The organism is Dethiosulfovibrio salsuginis (assembly GCF_900177735.1).
Taxonomy (GTDB): Bacteria; Synergistota; Synergistia; order Synergistales; family Dethiosulfovibrionaceae; genus Dethiosulfovibrio; species Dethiosulfovibrio salsuginis.
In genome coordinates this window covers 14,481-31,497 of the sequence record NZ_FXBB01000002.1, presented here as the reverse complement: position 1 = coordinate 31,497, position 17,017 = coordinate 14,481, and the positions used below count along the sequence as shown (strand labels likewise).

Annotated in this window: 9 protein-coding genes and 1 riboswitch; of the genes, 5 read left to right on the top strand and 4 right to left on the bottom strand. The window is 55.1% G+C overall.

Annotated features, from left to right (window positions below; genetic code table 11):
- Nucleotides 1–21: 21 nt before the first annotated feature.
- From B9Y55_RS01800 to B9Y55_RS01780, 5 genes are all read left to right on the top strand, one after another.
- A complete protein-coding gene (locus tag B9Y55_RS01800) occupies nt 22–3,273 on the top strand; it encodes an ATP-binding protein (RefSeq protein WP_085543648.1) in 3,252 nt (1,083 codons plus the stop codon).
- On the top strand, nt 3,274–3,861 hold the full coding sequence (locus B9Y55_RS01795) for a DUF7680 family protein (RefSeq protein WP_200806599.1): 588 nt from the start codon (nt 3,274–3,276) through the stop codon (nt 3,859–3,861). It begins immediately after the preceding gene.
- Nucleotides 3,862–3,887: 26 nt separating this feature from the next.
- Nucleotides 3,888–7,124 carry a DUF1156 domain-containing protein gene (locus B9Y55_RS01790; RefSeq protein WP_085543647.1) on the top strand — a complete coding sequence of 1,079 codons (3,237 nt, stop codon included), beginning with the start codon at nt 3,888–3,890 and terminating at the stop codon, nt 7,122–7,124.
- A gap of 5 nt (nt 7,125–7,129) precedes the next feature.
- On the top strand, nt 7,130–10,957 hold the full coding sequence (locus tag B9Y55_RS01785) for a DEAD/DEAH box helicase (protein WP_085543646.1): 3,828 nt from the start codon (nt 7,130–7,132) through the stop codon (nt 10,955–10,957).
- 154 nt (nt 10,958–11,111) lie between these two features.
- Nucleotides 11,112–11,666, top strand: coding sequence for a hypothetical protein (locus B9Y55_RS01780; RefSeq protein WP_143340771.1), 555 nt, complete (start codon nt 11,112–11,114; stop codon nt 11,664–11,666).
- A gap of 46 nt (nt 11,667–11,712) precedes the next feature.
- On the opposite strand, the gene B9Y55_RS01775 is transcribed toward B9Y55_RS01780, so the two are convergent.
- The 4 genes from B9Y55_RS01775 to B9Y55_RS01760 all read right to left on the bottom strand — a co-directional run bounded on the left by B9Y55_RS01775 (nt 11,713) and on the right by B9Y55_RS01760 (nt 16,539).
- A complete protein-coding gene (locus B9Y55_RS01775; protein ID WP_085543644.1) occupies nt 11,713–12,270 on the bottom strand; it encodes a hypothetical protein in 558 nt (185 codons plus the stop codon).
- Nucleotides 12,260–13,645, bottom strand: a complete 1,386-nt coding sequence (locus B9Y55_RS01770; RefSeq protein WP_085543643.1) for an AAA family ATPase — start codon at nt 13,643–13,645, stop codon at nt 12,260–12,262. Before B9Y55_RS01770 ends, B9Y55_RS01775 begins: the two co-directional genes overlap by 11 nt.
- Nucleotides 13,646–13,793: 148 nt before the next feature.
- Nucleotides 13,794–15,533, bottom strand: coding sequence for a choline/carnitine O-acyltransferase (locus tag B9Y55_RS01765; protein ID WP_085543642.1), 1,740 nt, complete (start codon nt 15,531–15,533; stop codon nt 13,794–13,796).
- 4 nt (nt 15,534–15,537) lie between these two features.
- Nucleotides 15,538–16,539: an ABC transporter substrate-binding protein gene (locus B9Y55_RS01760; RefSeq protein WP_085543641.1), complete on the bottom strand. Its 1,002-nt coding sequence runs from the start codon at nt 16,537–16,539 to the stop codon at nt 15,538–15,540.
- Between the two features lie 195 nt (nt 16,540–16,734).
- Nucleotides 16,735–16,895: riboswitch (cobalamin riboswitch) on the top strand.
- The last annotated feature ends 122 nt before the right edge of the window (nt 16,896–17,017 follow it).

Genomic DNA, 17,017 nt, shown 5'->3' with positions numbered 1-17,017 from the left:
CTACGCTAGGAGGAATGAACCTTGGGTGTCCTAGAAAACTGCAAACCTCGGCAGGACCTTCTTGAGGGCAATATAAACCTGGACATATTCACCGCTTCACTGAGCCAGGTCGTAAACCACTATAAAGGAAAGAAAGCACAGACCCACGGCATCTACAGCGACGGAGAACAGTTTTTCTCCGAAGGGACCTACGCCACCTACGGCCTTAAAACGGTCCTAAGAAACGTCTTCTCCCGGATAAAAGGCGACACCACCGCCCCTTCCCTCCAGAGGCTTGAGACCTCCTTCGGAGGAGGAAAAACCCACACCCTCATAGCCTGCACCCATCTTGCCTACAGAGGCAAAGATCTGGCATCCACCGTGCTGCCCCTACTGGCCCCCTTCCCGTCGGACATACTGCCCGAGCCGGAAGAGGTGGCGGTGGTCGCCATGTGCGGAGACGAGCTCGCCGTGAGGAAAAACGAGGGAACCGAGGTCCGTCCATACGGGCTCTGGGACGAGCTGGCCTTTCAGATGGGAGGCCACGAGCTTTGCGACCAGCTCTCCCTATACCTTGGCAAAAAAGACGCACCGGACGAGGCCTTCTTCGAGAAGGTGTTCTCCGGCAGGAAAGCCCTGGTCATGATAGACGAGTTGGCCCAGTACGTCGCTAGGTGGAACGTCGCCTATCCCGACGCCCAGGACATGATAGGGTCTTTCTTGATGGCCTTTCTTGGCTACGCCCGAAAAAACCCCGGAATAGCCATAGTCATAACCCTGGCGGGATCCTCCGACGCCTTCGCTAGCCATACCTCGGAACTGAAAAAAATGCTTGAGAGGGAGTCGGACCGGGAGGTGAGCGAGGAATACGCCGCCGCCATGCTTCAGCGTGCCTCCAGCGGCATAGCCAGCGTGGTCTCCAGGGACGAGTCGGTGGTGGTTCCGGTACACGGCAACGAACTATCGTCGGTTATGGGAAAAAGGCTCTTCGTCTCCATAGACCAGGAGGGTGCCAGATCCACCATCGCCCAATACGTCCAGATGTACGAAAAAAACGGTCGCTACTTCCCCGAGGAGGTTCAGAGGGAGGAGTACCGGACCGTCATGTTAGGGACCTATCCCTTCCATCCCACACTTATAGACTTTCTGAACGAAAAACTGGCCACCTTAGAGACCTTTCAGGGGACCAGAGGGGTCCTTCGTGTCCTGTCACTGGCGGTCAGGTCCATATGGAAAAACCGCCTGAACGTCCCCATGATCCACGGCTGCCACCTTGACTTTCACGACGTCAGAACCGCCGACGAGATCATAGGCAGAACCCAGAACAACGGTCTTCTGCCGGTTTTGAACGCCGATATAGGGGCTCCAGACACCGAAAACCTGGAGGGAAAACTGAGCAACGCCCAACTGGCGGACGAAGAAAACCCCCATCCAGACAAGATCCCTATGCACGAATATTCCTGGCGGACCATCTTTTTGCACAGCCTCGCAGGCCAGGACCAGGGTCTGGACAGCAGGATCTTCGGCCTGACCGAACAGGAAGCCTTCATGAACATATCCTATCCCCTCCTGCCCCCGAGCCAGGTTCAGGAGGCCCTGAAGGCACTGGACGGTCGAGCCTACTATCTTCACTTCAAAAACGGCAGATACTACGCCAGCACCGAGCCGACGTTAAACGTGGCCATATCCAGAATCCGTGGGTCTATCACCCAGGACCAGATCCTCACCGAGCTCGAGTCAAAGGCCAGGGAGATGGTAAAAGACGGCTCTATGGGATTCGCAGTCCACAACGACGTAACCTCCCCGGAGGACGTCCCGGAGAGCGGAGACAAGCCCCAGCTCTGCATGATATCCCTTCGCATCAACGATATTCGACCGGAGGACTTTATAACACAGAGGGGAAACAACCTTCCCAGAAAAAACCAGAACATGGTCTTTTTGCTTCTCCCCGAGACGGTTTCGGTCAAAAACACCGGATCCGACGGCCTTCTGTTTCCCGATGAGGAAGAACGCCGTAATCGGAGGTCTATGGAGCTATTCGAGATGTCAAAACAGATCCTCGCCATGAAAAAGCTGGAGGGGGATTACCAAAAGTACGGCATAACGGAAAAACAGATCCGGGAGAGAGGCCTGAAAGAGCAGCTCAGGGCAAAAGAGCAGGACCTGAGGACCAGGCTAACCCAGTCGTACAACAGGTTAGTGATCCCCTCAGGGGGTGGCATATTCAAGGTAAAGGAGATAAAGACCGCCGGAGGCGAGGGAGGAGAGGGCTTCGTCCACAGGATCAGGGAAGCCCTCATGGAGGACATGAAAGTCTTCTCCCGCTCCAGCCTGGACGGCAAGGGCCTGGACATAGTAAAACAGCTATTTCTGGGAGGTAAAGACATGGCCCCGATAGGGGAGATACGCTCCAACTTCTTCGTAAACCGAAACTGGCCGGTGCTTGAGTCCTTCGACCTGCTGGAACAGATCATCAGGGAGGGAGTCGAAAAAGGGGCCTGGGGGGTTGTCGGCAGGATCGACGACGACACGGCCCTGCCGGAGGAGCTTTTCTCCGTCGAGACCCCTATGCCTCTTCACGTATCGATAGGGGACAAAGACTACTCCCTGATAACCACTGAGGGAATCAAAAAAAGGGGCTGGGGCAAAGACTCTGGGCCTAAAAAAGAGGACGTCCAGCGAAAGGTCAGGGACGAGGTTCTGAACCGAGGAGAAATCCGTGTCGGCCAGGTTAACAAAAAAGTGACCGAATGGAGACAGGACACCGACGAGAGGGATGTAGAGGACTCCATAATAGATCAGGTATTACAGGGAAACGCCTACCTTTACGATGTAAGCTCGGGACAGGACGGAGCTCCGGTTGTTTTGGTGAATAAGGACAACGTGGCCACCTACGCCATAACCGCCGACACGGTCATAATAACGAAAGGCAAGGCGGTGGAAAAAGGGTGGGTCAGCCTGGACGAAGGTAAAAGGGAGATCAGCCTTACGCTTAAAGGTGACGACCCTCTCCTTATGGATCTCCTCAGGAAGATGCCCCGGCTCTACGGCAGAGGGGCGACCTCGGTGGTGAACTGTTTTGAGATAAACGAATGGGAGCTTCCCGGTGGAGGGAGGATATCCCTAACCATATCCGACGCGACCCCTAAGGCCATCCAGAGCCTTAGGGAGCTTTTCGAGACATTGCAGGGTCTGGTGACGCCGGGGAGCGACACCAGAGGCTTTATTGAGATAAAATCCCCCGAGGACGGTTGTCCCATGATAGAAGCCATAGGAGAGAGAGCTGGAAAATAGATGACGAGACAGAAACTGCTGAAGGATCCAGGACTGGACTTTAAGGTGCTCTACGACGAAAGCCTGAGGCCCCTGGTAAAAAACGCACCTTGGATCCTCCGGGTCACCGATCACAGGGACAGGCCCTCCCCTGTGATGATGATAAAAGAGAGAAAGGCCGGTTCACAGAAAAAACTGAAAGAGAGGGGAACCATATACGGCCCGTCTCTCAAAAGGACCATACCGATAATAAAGTCGGTGCTCTCCTACGTCACCGACGGATCGGGAATCCCCCTGGACCTTGGAGGTTTTTTAGAGGGAGGTAAGATAGAGTTTAGAGGCAATATACCTCTGGACGACGAGGCGGGCTATAAGCTGGCGCTGATCTTCAAGCTTCAGGAGAGGATAAAAGAGCTCGACCGGGTGGAGCTTCTGGCCCGGAGGGTTGCCCGGTTCTCCCGGGAAGAGGGAGCCTACTGGTTTTCCCGCATAACCGACTACGGCTCCGCCGCCAACCGCTGGGCCAGGACAGGGCTTAAAATACTCCTCTCCGGTCAGCCCCACGACCCGCAGGTATCGAAGATGCTCGACCGGCTCAGGCTGGAATAGGACATAAGGACCAAGGAAGGGAATTGATGACTTTGACCGAACACCACGATCTAAGGCTCATAGAGGCGGGATTCCCCTGCCACCAGGTTGGGGCGGAGACCCAGAGGGAACGAGGTGCCAGCTCTGCTTTACCTCCTCTATACTTTCTCCACGTCTGGTGGGCCCGTCGACCTCTGACCCCCAGCAGGGCGGCCATACTGGGATCGATCCTCCCTGCGGACACCGACCCGGACTGGTTTCTCCAGGAGCTTGGCATAGAGAAACGAGTGGTCAGAATAGGCGACCAGGAGTGGGTGCTGACCGGAAAGGTGCTGGACCTGGTCGAGATCGATGAAAAATCCGGTGACCTTTTTATTCCTAGTACCAGCTTAATGCCTTTTTTGAACGCTGAGAATCTCAGACGCTCTCAATGCAGGTCGATGATCTCCAAACTAGAAGAAGCTTCCTCTTCTCTTGCAAAAGATGCAGTGCTCTTAAGATGGAAAAATGAATCTGAGGAGCTAAATAATTGTGATCTCCCTGAAAAGATGGAGGTCTGTAAAGTGCCTGCTGATCCCTATCACATAAAAGAAAGGATTGAGTTTGCCCAAAGACAAGAGGTCGTTTCTATCCTTGGTTCCTCCATAAAGTGGAATCCAGAAAATCTCTATGGATATACAAGGGCTTTTACGGAATCCCCAAGCGTTATGCTGAAGGGCAAAAAGATTCTTGACTTAACATCTGGGGGAGGCTCAATCCCTTTTGAGGGGTTGAGATGTGGTTGCGATGTAGTGGCAAATGAATTAAACCCCGTTGCCACAGCAATTCTTCATGGGACTCTTAGTTTCCCTTTTAAGTTCGGGGTGTCCCTGTGTGAGGACATTGAACGATGGGGGCAAAAACTTGTCGATGCAGTGTCCTTGAAAATGGAGTTCGTAACGCCTTTCTCCGAGATTCCTAGACAAGAGGTTCAGGTATTAAGAAAAATATGTGGCGACGATGAGGACCTATTTAGGGAATTTTCCGGGAAAGAGTATGATCAAACGGGAATCCTCTTCACCCGCCAGGTAATCTGTCCTCACTGTGGTGGAGACGCTCCGCTGCTCAACACCTGCTGGTTGGCGAAAGGCAGCGGCGATAAGTGGGGGGTGGAGGTTATCACCGACGGCTCTCCCTCCGGGGGAAAGGTCCGGTTCAAGACCTACCCTGTCGTAAAGGGAAAAGGCCCTGAGGGCCAGAACCCCGAGCTGTCCACCGTGGCCAGAGGGGTCGGCCAGTGCGTCCACTGCCGACAGACCATCGACGCCGACGAGATAAAAAGACAGGCCCGGGGGGAATCGCCTCACGGAAGGTGGAAAGACGTCCTCTACGCCGTGGCGGCGGTCAGGTATCAGCCTAAGCTGGACGGCAATGGAGATATCCAGCGTTATAAAACCGGAGCCAAGGCGGGCCAGATAAAGACGGAGAAGGTGCGGTTTTTCCGACCGCCGAACCAGGCGGACCTGGCGGCTCTGGACGAGGCACAGAGGACCCTTGAGGCCAACTGGGACCGATGGGACGACATGGGCCTGATCCCGACGGAAAGCTTTCCTCAGGGCAACGATATGAGACCGGCTATATACGGCATGTCCCGGTGGTGCGATATGTTCACTCCCAGGCAGCTTCTGGGCCACCTGACCCTCATAGAGGAGCTCAACTCCCTTAAACCTCGCATTCTGTCCGAGCTTGGGGAGGAGAGAGGGAGGGCGGTGGTGACCTACCTCCAGTTCGCCATAGACAAGGGCCTGGACTACAACAGCCGTCAGACGTTGTGGCACGCTAGCAGAGGTGTAATAGCACATACATTTACCAGGCATGATTTTTCCTTGAAGTGGACCATGGGAGAGCTGATTTTCTCTGGTGAAAACTCGGGCTTTGCTTGGGGCTTATCCCAAGTTATTGATGCTTATAAAGGCATAGCGGAGCTGGCGGACCCGATCAGAAAGGCCACCGGTGGAAAGCCTCCTGTGACCATCGTCAACGGAACCGCCGCCCATATGGAGTCGGTTGACGATCGGTCGGTGGACGTCATCTGTTTCGACCCCCCTTACTACAACAACGTCCAGTACGCCGAGCTTTCGGACTACTTCTACGTCTGGCAGAGACGGACCCTTTTCGACCTCTATCCCGATCTCTACCGAAACAGGCTCACCAACAAAGCCGACGAGGCGGTGGCGAACCCCGACCGAGACGGAGGGGCCGCCGGGGCCAAGGCCGCCTACGAGAGGACGATGGGGGAGATCTTTCAGGAGGCCCGGAGGGTTCTGAAAGACGACGGCATAATGACCATGATGTTCACCCACAAGAGCCAGAACGCCTGGGAGACCTTGACTATCGCCCTGATCGAGAACGGTTGGGTTATAACCTCCTCTATGCCGGTTGAGTCGGAGTCAGCTAGAGATATCCATCATAAAGAAATGGCTGCAGGGGTAAGCTCTATCTTCATCTCCTGCCGCAAGAGGTCCATGGAGGAGAGGGAGCCCTCTCTCTGGTCGGGCTTCGGAGGGGTTGGGGTGCAGCAGGAGATACGGTCCGCGGTGTCCCAGGGGCTGGAGGATTTTCGGGCACTCAGGCTGAACCCGGTAGACGAGATGGTCGGCAGTTACGGCAGGGCCCTCAGGGTTTTGTCGGAGAACTGGCCGGTTATGGACGGAGAGGAAAGGGTCTCCCCTGTGAGGGCCATGAACGAGGCTTCCCAGGTGGTGGCCCAGAACAGAATGGCCCGAATCACCGGAGGACATCTCAAGATGGAGGACCTCTCCCCTGAGGCGGGAATGGCCCTGACTATGCTCGGCATATTCGGCCTGGGCCAGTTTCCCTACAGCGAGGCCCTAAACCTCTCCCGATCGCTGGGTATAGCCCTTGAGGTGAGAAACGGCGGCTATTCCCCTGATGGCCGATTTATAGGCATAAACGACGATATAGGTGGACGTAGGTCCGCCCAGGGAGCCGACGACGGCTACTTCGCCCCTTTGGTGAAAAAGGGCAGCTCTCTGAGGATTGCCCTTCCGGAGGAGAGGTCCGCCCGTCGTGTCCAGTCGCCTAAGACCGAGTGGGACGTCCTTCAGGGCCTGATAATGGCCTATCGGGAGGGAGACGTGCCGGTCGCCCGGGGATATCTGGAGCGTAACGGCTCGGACAACCGGTCCACCGTCGTCGATCTGCTCAGGATATGGGCCGATCAGGTGGGAGACGAAACCCTCCGCAAGGAGGCGGAGTTTATACTGTTTGGACTGAAGGAGTGATCTAGATGGCCTCGGGCAGATCGGGCGGTTTTACCGATTTCCACTGGCAGGATTCCTACAGAACCTCCGAGGTCCGTCCCGACGGCTCTCAGGTCGATATACTGAGGGAGTTTTACGTTCCCGCCCTGTCTCGTTCGCAGGAATACCTGAGGGTCGCCGGTTTTTTCACCTCTTCCTCGCTGGCGGTGGCCTCTCAGGGTTTTTCCTCCTTCTCCGAGGAAGGGGGCTCTATGAGGCTTATAGTCGGTGCCGATCTGGACCCCGCCGACGTGGAGGCTATCTTAAAGGGCGACGAGGAGAGGCTTTCCCTTCGGCTTCAGGACCGCCTTGGCGACTGCCATCGCTGGCCAAAGGAGGAATCCCGGGGGGTAGAGCTTCTGGCCTGGATGGTCGCAAGAGGGGTTTTAGAGGTCAAGGTGGCCTTCAGGGTTCGCCCTGGAACAAGAGAGCCCCTTCCTTTCGACTCTCCCGAGGGAGGGTACGTCCACGAAAAGTGGGCCCTCTTCCGGGATCGCCACCACCGTTGGCTCATGGCCTCGGGATCTCTCAACGAGTCTCGAACCGCCCTGGTCCGCAACGCCGAGAACATAACCCTGGAGGCCGATTGGTGGGCCGGTCCCAGTGCCGGAAGGATCGGGAAACACCGAGAGGATTTTGAGGTCATATGGGGAGATGAACACAGACATCTCAGGGTCCTGCCTCTTCCAGAGGCGGTCCGTGAGAGGCTTATATCCTTTTCCAGGAGTCCTTCCCGACCTGTTGAGCTCGACGGCAAGCCCGGTTTGACCGGGCCTGCCCCCAGTCCTCTGGAGTGGCTTCGCTTTTCGCTGATAGAGGCCGGTCCGACTTTGCCGGGAGGGCTTTACGTCGGCATGGAGACCGCCCCTGTGGCCCCTTGGCCCCACCAGAGGGTGGTGGCCCGAAGGCTGGTCGATTCCTGGCCTATGGGCTATTTGCTCTGCGACGAGGTGGGGCTGGGAAAGACCATAGAGGCGGGGCTGGCCTTTCGCTCTCTGGTGCTGTCCAAGGTGGCGAAGCGGATCATGATAGCCGCTCCCGCCGGGCTGGTGGAGCAGTGGCGAAGGGAGATGGCGGACAAGTTCTATCTTGACTTCAACGTGGACAACCTGAGGTCCGATCCCCTGAGTAAGCCTCTCTCTCTGGTCTCCACGGGGATATTGCAGCGTAAGGACAGGGTCCAGGCGATAAAAGGGGCTCCCCCTTTCGACCTGGTGCTACTGGACGAAGCCCACTACGCCCGGCGAAGGGAGATTCCCCCTTTCGATCCCTGCCGGTTTTCTCCCGATTACGGCGGACTGTACAAAACCGTCAGGGACCTGCTGAGGGAGAGGACAAGTTCTCTGTCTCTGGCCACCGCTACACCGATGCAGCTAAGCTGGATAGAGGCCTACGACCTTCTCAAGCTCACCGGTCGGGTCGGTGCCTTTGGCGGCTCTCCCTCCCTCGTGGACCGCTATTACGACTCGCTGAAGAGGTTTAGGGACGACGGTCGGCTTTCCGATGGCGACGAAAGGGACTTTCTCCAGGCGGTGTCGTCGTCAATTTCATCTCAGGATCCGACCTACAGCTGGTTTTTGAGGGAATGTTTCAGCGGCGGCAGGCTGGACGAATCTTTGAAGAGGCTCTGGAGCGGCAGGAGGCTGTCCAGGGACGACTTAAGCACCTTGGAGCGATACCTATTTGCTGTGGCCCCTCTTTCCAGGGTGATGCTTCGTCACACAAGAGAGCTGTTGAGGGTCTACGGCGATAGAGGGCTTTTGGACCGGAAACTGGCGGTCCGGGAGGTTCTCCCTGTGCCGGACATAAGGTTTTCGCCGGAGGAGAAAAAAGTCTACGACGATCTGGAACGGTACTGTTCCGATCTGTTCCACAAGATCTCCAGCGGAAAGGCCGACGAGAGCAGGAAAAAAAGCCTAGGTTTTTACCTGAGCCTTCTGAGGCAGAGGTTCGCCTCAAGCGTCCACGCCCTTCTTAAATCCCTGGAGAGGAGGCTGGAGAAGGTCGAGCGATCGTTGGGACACTACGAGACCGTGGAGGAGCTGGAGCAGGAACTTCTCGACGAGCCGTTCCTGGAGGACGACGAGTCACCGGAGGACGTTTTTCCCGACCTTCTCAAGGATAGAACCGTTCAGGATCTAAAGTGGGAGGCCGATAGGCTTAGGGATATGCTGGACACCATAAAGGACCTGTCCTTTCAGGTTCCCTCGAAGGTCCAGTATCTCCTTTCGGTTCTCGATAGACGGAGGTTCGACGGAAGGGTCGCCCAGACGGTTATTTTCACCAGGTACGTCGATACACTGGAGAACCTTATCTCCCATATAAGGGGCAAAGACCGTAAGATGAGGCTGGGCACCTACTCCGGTAGAGAGTGCCGCTGCTTTAAGTCCAACGGCGACATGGAGCGAGTCGACCGAGAGACGGTGAAGAGGCGATTTTTAAGCGGCGATATAGACGTCCTGCTGTGCACCGACGCCGCCGCGGAGGGGTTGAACCTCCAGACCGCCGATATGCTTATAAACTTCGATCTGCCCTGGAATCCTATGAAGGTGGAGCAGAGGGTGGGCCGTATCGACCGTATAGGCCAGAAGCACGACCGTATCGAGGTGCTAAACCTGTGCTACGTCGATTCGGTGGAGAGGATCATATACGACCGGCTGATGAGCAGGTTTTCCCAGGCCATGTCCATGGTCGGGACGATGCCCTTTTCTCTGCTTCCTGTCTCTCCAGAGGAGTTTGACGACCTGGCCTCAGGTAGGATCACCGTCGAGCAGCTTGAGAAGAGCTCTAAAACAAGGCTTATCGAGCAGAGGGAGCAGGTGGAGAGGATGGAGATGGGGCCGAGAGAGCGGTTCGATCTCTATCGGTCCTGGGAGAGGATCTGGGACCGAGAGGTCCTGCCGGTGGATCTTAAGGATATATGGGAGTCCATCGTAGAGTCGTCCTACCTGAAGGAGCTAGGAGGGCAGGTCGCCTCTGGGACCCAGGATAAGGTGTTCGTCCTGAGAGGGATTTTTGGCATACCCGATGGAACCTGTCTCACAGTGGACAGGGATCTGTTCGAGAGGGGCGTAGAGGGCCTTCCGGGGCCCCTCCACTTCGCGACCTACGGAGATAGGGTTTTCGATCGCCTGCTTGAACATATCTGTCAGGATTTTCAGGTTCCCTCGGGGATAGCCTTGATGGAGGAGGTCTTTAAGGCCCGTCCTGGGGTGCTTTCGGGTTTTGCCCTGTTCGACGGAGAAAAGGTTCGGACGGTGGCCTCTTTTGAGGACCTTAGGTCCATCGATAAGGTCGTCCCTCAGGTCGTTCCGAAAGAAGAGGTCCACCGCCTGAGCCAGAGGCTTTTGTCGCTGGAGCGGAGGGATCCCGGTCAGGGCCCCTTCCCCGACGTTATCAGCGAGAGAATTTTAAATATAAACCATAAGGCGAAGATGGCACAACTGCTGTTAGAGATGGAGCTTGCCTCCTCTTTGGTGGGCTCCCTGGTGTCCGCAGGGCACAGAGACGAAGAGCGTTTCTCCGACGCCAAGGCTTTTATGGATCAGAGGATAGGTGGTAAAAAAAGCTATACCCTCTCCAGGGTCGATCTTCGATGGCTCCGAAAGGCGGGAGACTTCCTCTTTCCCCTGTCGATTCCCTCTATGGGAGATGAGGGGGCTATCTCCATGCCCTCTACCTTGATAAAGTCGGTTCTCGATACGGTGGTGAGAGAGAGCGACGCTATCCACAAGAGCCAGTCCGCCATAACCATCTCCATGGTGAAGGAGCGACTCTGGAATCAGCTCTCAAAGATACGATCGGATTTCGAGTGAACGTATCCCGTAACGCTAGGTCACAGGGCCTGATTTTTGGTGCTATGATAGAGCCAAGAGGGGGTGTGATCTTGTTTGATTTTGTCCTATGGTCGCTTTCCATCTCCCTGAGCTTCACGATAGGATCCGAAAATCCGATGATCGCACGAAGATGGTGTTCCAGCTGTCTCTGATAAGGCGGCTGATCCGAAAGGGTTTTACAAACGATCAGATAGAGTCGCTGTGCTTTTTTATCGACTGGATAGTTTCTTTCGAGGATGTTAACAGGCGTTATGAGCTTGGCCGTAACGTTCGTTCCATGCTGGAGGTGAAAAAAGTGCCTTACGTTACCAGTTTAGAGCTATACATGAGGGAAGAGATAAAGAAAGAGCTTGAGGAGAAGATAGGGAAAGAGCTTGAGGAGAAAATAGAAAAAGAGCTTGAGGAGAAAATGGAAAAAGAGGTTAAAGAAATAGAAAGAGAACTAGAGCAGAAGCTAGACCAAGAAGTTAAAGAAATAGGAAGAAAAATAGGAAAAGAAATGGAAGAAAAAACTAGGGCTGAGAGGGCAGAACTGACTTTGAGTCTGCTATCTCAGCGATTTTCAAAGGAAGAGTTAGCTCCCCTGGTCGGTGCGGTCCGCCTTGCTCCGAAAGAGACTCTGGACCGGATAATATCGGAGATATTTTACATAACCCTGGATCAGATCAGGGGGATCGTTCAGGTGTAGCTAGCGCAGAGCCTGCCCAGGTTTGGGCAGGCTCTTTTCCTAAGGATCAGTCGAGGATCGGCTCGAAGAGCCCCTCTCCGTCGTTAAGAGTTATTTTTTTAAAGCTAACGTTTCCGATTTCCGATAATTCTGCCTTGCTTTGAGTCCACTCCAGGTATTTTTTGCTTTCCTCAGGATGGTTTTCTTGTGTCTGCAGTTTTAAGAGAATCGGATCGCTGGATTCCTTCACTATCCGTTCTTTTTCATAGGCTACGACAAAACTGACGTTCTTTGGGAAGTCCAGCTCTAGGATTCCCGAAATAGCCTTGGCGTGGAGCCAGGCTCCATACCACTGATCCTTTATCTTCCTCCACTCGGTGTCACCAACGGTTTTCTTTATTTCCAGGATAAAGAGAGCCCAACCCTCCGAATTCTTTGCGAAAACTATTCCATCAGCTCTTTTCTTGTGGTCGAAAAGAAAGGCAATTTTATGGTCGTACTGAAAAAGGATCCCTTCATAAGGTAGCTTTATTTTTATCCTGGCTTTACCGGTTTGTTCCTTTTTCTCTGCCCAGAGCTCTGTTCCGATGGAATAGTAGTCCTTTGATATTCGATCAATCTTCATCGTCCGTTTCCCTTTTCTCTATGGCTTTTTTGAGAAAGAAGGTTTCCTCCGCAAGGGATAGAATGCTGTCGGTGAAAGCCGGTCCTGCTATGCCGCCTTCGTCTACGGTGAGTCTGTCGATATTGGTTGTCGTTTTTCCCCTCTGGTCGACCTGACGCTTAAAGTAGAAGGCTGAGACGTCTTTAGGCTCGATGGTTTCATCCCTATCAAGGGAGATTTCCTTGAGGGTTTCTCCGTCGACGGAGGAGGCTTTTACCAGGTTGCTCATCTGCTGGAAGAAGGTGTCTCCGTGGGTGGTAAACCAGATTGGGAGACCTTTGTTTACCAGACGAACCAGCAGTCGGGCCAGCGCCTTTTGCATCTCCAGGTGCAGATGTGCTTCAGGCTCTTCGATGATCAGGGAGTTAAAGCGGTCTCCACTCCGCAGGAAGAGCAACAGAGGGGATATCTCGGTCACAAGAGAGGAGGTCAGCCAAAGGGGTATGGAGTCCCCATCTTTCCCCGCAGGATAGTAGCTGTAGTCCGGCAGGGGAGCGTTGTTTTCTCCGATGTGTCCGAGCAGAACCTCCGATTCCAGGATATCCGCAAAAGAGGAGTAGTCGTTCTTTTTCAGCTCGAAGGAGATGTTTAAAAACCGTTGCATAAATCGTCTTGCTGGAAGGAGGAGGTTCATGTTTTCTCCTCCAGAGCCAAAGGCCGCTGATGCCAGCATTTTTCTCATTAAGGTAAAGCCTGTTCTGGCCGCAGGAAGATAGAGTATCTCTCCCGCCGGTATAGCAAGCATGTTTTGGGGAGGATACAGCGGTGCCCCAAGGTCACCGATGACGATTTTCCAGGCAAGATATTGTATCATTCGATATATTTCCAACGGTCCAGGCGTCTCCTCCCACATAGGGAACCTTACGTGGTTTTTACCGCTGGAGTAGCGGTTGTTATGTTGGCCGTTTTTTTCTATCCTGAGTTCCAGAGACGATTCTCTTGAGTAGTCACCGACGCTGAGCTCTTTAATTTTTACTCTGTCTTCGCCAAAAAGCTGGCTGGAGAGGTAGTTTCTTTTGTTGTTTAGGTTTTCGCTAAACCATTCTACGAAGAGGTCCATGTCTTGAGGCTCTATCTTTATCCCTTCGATGTTATTCTCTTCCATGAAAGAGATCTTTTCCGATAGCCAACGTTGGCATGATTGGTAAGATCGGCTCTGTGGGATTTTATCGGGAAAGAGGGTTCTCCCAAGGGCTATTATTCCCCACAGCAGAACCATTACGTAGCTTTTCCCAGAGTTGTTGTCCCCTGTAAACAGCATGAGAGGGGCAATCCTGACCGAGCCCTCTTCTATTAGGCCCAGTCCCTTAAATGAGATGGTCCACCTTTGGTTCACGAAAATCCCTCCTTTGTCCTGTAAACAGATTTTCTGAGGTACTGTCAACTGAAGACTATTCTACCGGAGAGCTTGATTATTGGCTAATATGATCTTATCACCGAAAAAGACCGGCGGCCGCACCTCTTAAGGTGCGGCCGCCGGTACTCTATATGTCCTCCATATCCCTCAACGCACCGTCCAGGGCCTGGGTGAAACGCTCCGCCAGGTCGCCGTCGCAGCTCCAGGAGCCTATGTGGAAGACCAGTCGGTTGGGCCGAGATAGATATCTGGCGCTCAGCCCTCCCTGTTCCACCGGGCCGTAGCCCGCCAGGGCCAGCCCCTCCCCCGATGTGGTGCTGGAGGACAGGTAGTTTTTCGTCATCTTGAGCCAGGATGGAGATCGGTAGAGCTCCGGTTCGTCGTCGATCCCCATAGAGGGGCCGTATTTCAGCCAGACCTGTCGGAGCAGAGCTAGATGTCCCTCCGGGGCCTGTCCCGCCATGCATAGGGATATCCTGCCCTTGTGGGCCTCGCTGGCGTCTTTCAGGGCGGCCCTAAGGGTCTCCCTGTCCGCCCCCGCCTCGAAGGCACGGACGAAGGCCACCGCCTCGGCGGTTATTGGCCTGGTTCCCTCGGTCCTGCCCCCCTGGAATCGGCGCATCTGGACCGATTCGTAGACGCTCATCCAGGAGGGCCAGAGCTTCCTCTGGGCGATCATCATGGCCATCTGAACGAAACAGTCGGGGCTCACTCCCGCCGCCTTCATGTGCTCCCTTCCGTAGCGCTCGAACAGGAAAGGCCGTTGGATCAGCGATTCCCTGAGGGCCATACAGCCCTCCTTGACCGATTTAAGCCGGTCCAGCAGTTCCTGGGACAGGTCGAAGTGTAGGTCAAGGCCCTTTTCCGGCCTGTCCTCCTGAGGAAAGGGCCTGTGAGATCTGCTCTGGATCTCCCGGACAAGGGGGCCCATGTGGGTTCCGTCCCTGCTGGAGTGCTCGAAGTTTATGCCGCTTAGGCCGTCGGAGGTGACTATGAGCTGGAAGGACTTCTCGAACCACCGGTTTTCACCTTGGTCGAATAGAAAATGCCTGGCGGCCCTCTCCGTTCCGGTGCCGCACTCTCCGTCGAGACAGAGGGCGAACAGGGCTCCCTCGACCTGTCTCAAGGTTTTTCCGTTGGCCTCGTCCTCGGTGAGGGCGGACCTTATGTCGGCGGCCTCGTCCCTTTGAGGGCAGGTCATCAGCCCTATAGGCAGTTCGTCCTCGGTGGACCGTTCCACAAGGGATCTGAGGGCCTCGGTGAGGTCGTCCAGTCCTCGGAGTGAGCCACCGGAGGATATGACCGGCAGCAGGTGCAACCGTCCTTTCACCATCACCAAGACGCTCCTGCCCTCCAGGGAGTCGGGGTCTCCGGTTACGATTTTGTCGGTTCCCCTAAAGGCCCCCCTTGAGGATCTAAACATTTGGTCGTAGCCTCTCATACAGAGGGGAAAGCCCTTTAGGCTCTCCTGTGGAACTCGGCCTTCGTCCAGGTCGAGACAGAAGGACGCCGCCCCTAGTGTGAGCCTGGCGGCTAAGCGACAGAAATCCTCCTCCTTGGGAACCGAGTCTGCGTCGAAGAGGTAGAAAGGGTTTACGTTTACCGGAAGGGCGTCCCTCTGTCTGAGGTACCAGCCCTTCCAGTAGGGGACAAGGTCCAGTACGGCGTCGCCGTCGGTCCTCAGGCCGTCCAGTTTTGCCTGGAGGGCTGGGCCATCTCCCTCGCCAAAGGAGTCGGCGGCATTCTTTGACGCCTCTATCTCCCCTTCCGACAGGAGAGGGCTGGACCAGTGGATCAGTTTATCAAGGCTGCCCTTTAGGTCGCAAAACGGCGGAGGGGGCAGGGGATCGAATCTGGTTGAGTACATGGCTCTAACCGTCGGCCTTCAGGGCGGCGAGGACCTTTACCCTGACCTCTTCGTCGACCCAGGATGCCCACAGATCGGGGTGTTCCCTCAAAAACCACCTGGCCGCTTCGTCGTGGGTCATACCTTCGGCGTCCATCTTAGCCAGTGCGGTGCTGGTGAGCTCCAAAGAGGTTGCGTAGGCCTCTACGAAGGCCTTTATCTCCGGCTCGCTCTCTAAAAAAGCGGCGTTGCCGGTCTTCAGCACCCGGCAGGCTGGGAAGGCACAGGCTCCTGATCCCTTCCATACCTCAGGATCGTAAGGGGGCTCCTCCAGCTTTATCATATCGTATTTGCCAAGCAGAGGGGTTGGCTCCCAGTAGTAGGCCAGGACTGGCTGTCCCTTTTCGTAGGCTCCTGCTATGCCTACCGCCAGGGCCGCGCCGGATCCGGCGTAGAAGTTGGAGTAGGTCTCGTCCAGGCCGTAGGCCTCCAGCTTGGAGGCGTTTTTGACGCTCACAGGCCATCCGGTCGGACCGTTGAGAAAACGTCCTTTGCCTTTATCCTCGGGATCCTTGAATACCTCCCAGTATTTTGGCAGGTCCGACACCGACTTAAGGTCCGGCGCCAGGGGCTCTATACCTCTTTTAGGGTCCCCTTTAACCACGTAGGCCGGCACGTACCAGCCCTGAGGCGCGTCGGGGTAGTTTTTGCCCAGGTCGACTATCCTCCCTCGCTCCTTAGCCTTGTCCCAGAAGGATATAGAGTTATCCACCCAGGTCTCCATGGCTAGATGGAGGTCGCCTCTCTCGAGGCCCAAAAAGCCGGGCATCTCCTCTGTGAAAGAATACCGGACCTTCCGGTCGAACCCCTTCTCCAGAATATAGCCCGCGACCCGGTTGTGAAACTGGGCGCTGTCCCAGCTGAAGTCGGTGAAGATGACCTCGTTGCCTACAGCCTCCAGACGGGCCGACGGAAAGATCGCTATGGTCGTCAGAATAACGGCGAAGATCGTTTTCAGGTTTCGCATGTATCCACTCCTTATCTAAAAAAGCCTCCCCTGTGGAGAGGACGTCCAGGCCCAAAGATGGGCACATCACAAGTCTGCACATTATAATATAACATATTTTCTAAAGTCAGGTCGCCGAACTCCTGTAACGAAAATAGATTATCTTGAAACTGATCCTTGACAGCCTTCAAGGCTTAGGGCTAATATAAGGTGCCAATTGAAACTGTGCCTGTAGATGATCGGGAACCCGGTGAGATTCCGGGGCGGCCCCGCCACTGTAACCGTGACGAAATCCTCTGTATCACTGGAGCGATCCGGGAAGATAGGGAAGTAGGATGAACGGAAGTCAGGAGACCGGTCTACAGGAGCAACCGTAGTCTGCGCGGGCGGACCGAGTTGAGATGGGGAAGGACCGTTCCTTCCTGCGTAGTGTCGTACCCAGAGACCGCCCGTATAGGTGGTCTCTTTTTTTATCCCCAGGCCCAGGCTTGTTGGCTGT

Bases quoted from the DNA above. Each gene is read 5' to 3' on its own strand.
- B9Y55_RS01790 (WP_085543647.1), top strand. From the start codon at position 3,888: ATGACTTTGACCGAACACCACGATCTAAGGCTCATAGAGGCGGGATTC.
- B9Y55_RS01785 (WP_085543646.1), top strand. From the start codon at position 7,130: ATGGCCTCGGGCAGATCGGGCGGTTTTACCGATTTCCACTGGCAGGAT.
- B9Y55_RS01765 (WP_085543642.1), bottom strand. From the start codon at position 15,533: ATGTACTCAACCAGATTCGATCCCCTGCCCCCTCCGCCGTTTTGCGAC.
- B9Y55_RS01760 (WP_085543641.1), bottom strand. From the start codon at position 16,539: ATGCGAAACCTGAAAACGATCTTCGCCGTTATTCTGACGACCATAGCG.
- B9Y55_RS01775 (WP_085543644.1), bottom strand. From the start codon at position 12,270: ATGAAGATTGATCGAATATCAAAGGACTACTATTCCATCGGAACAGAG.
- B9Y55_RS01795 (WP_200806599.1), top strand. From the start codon at position 3,274: ATGACGAGACAGAAACTGCTGAAGGATCCAGGACTGGACTTTAAGGTG.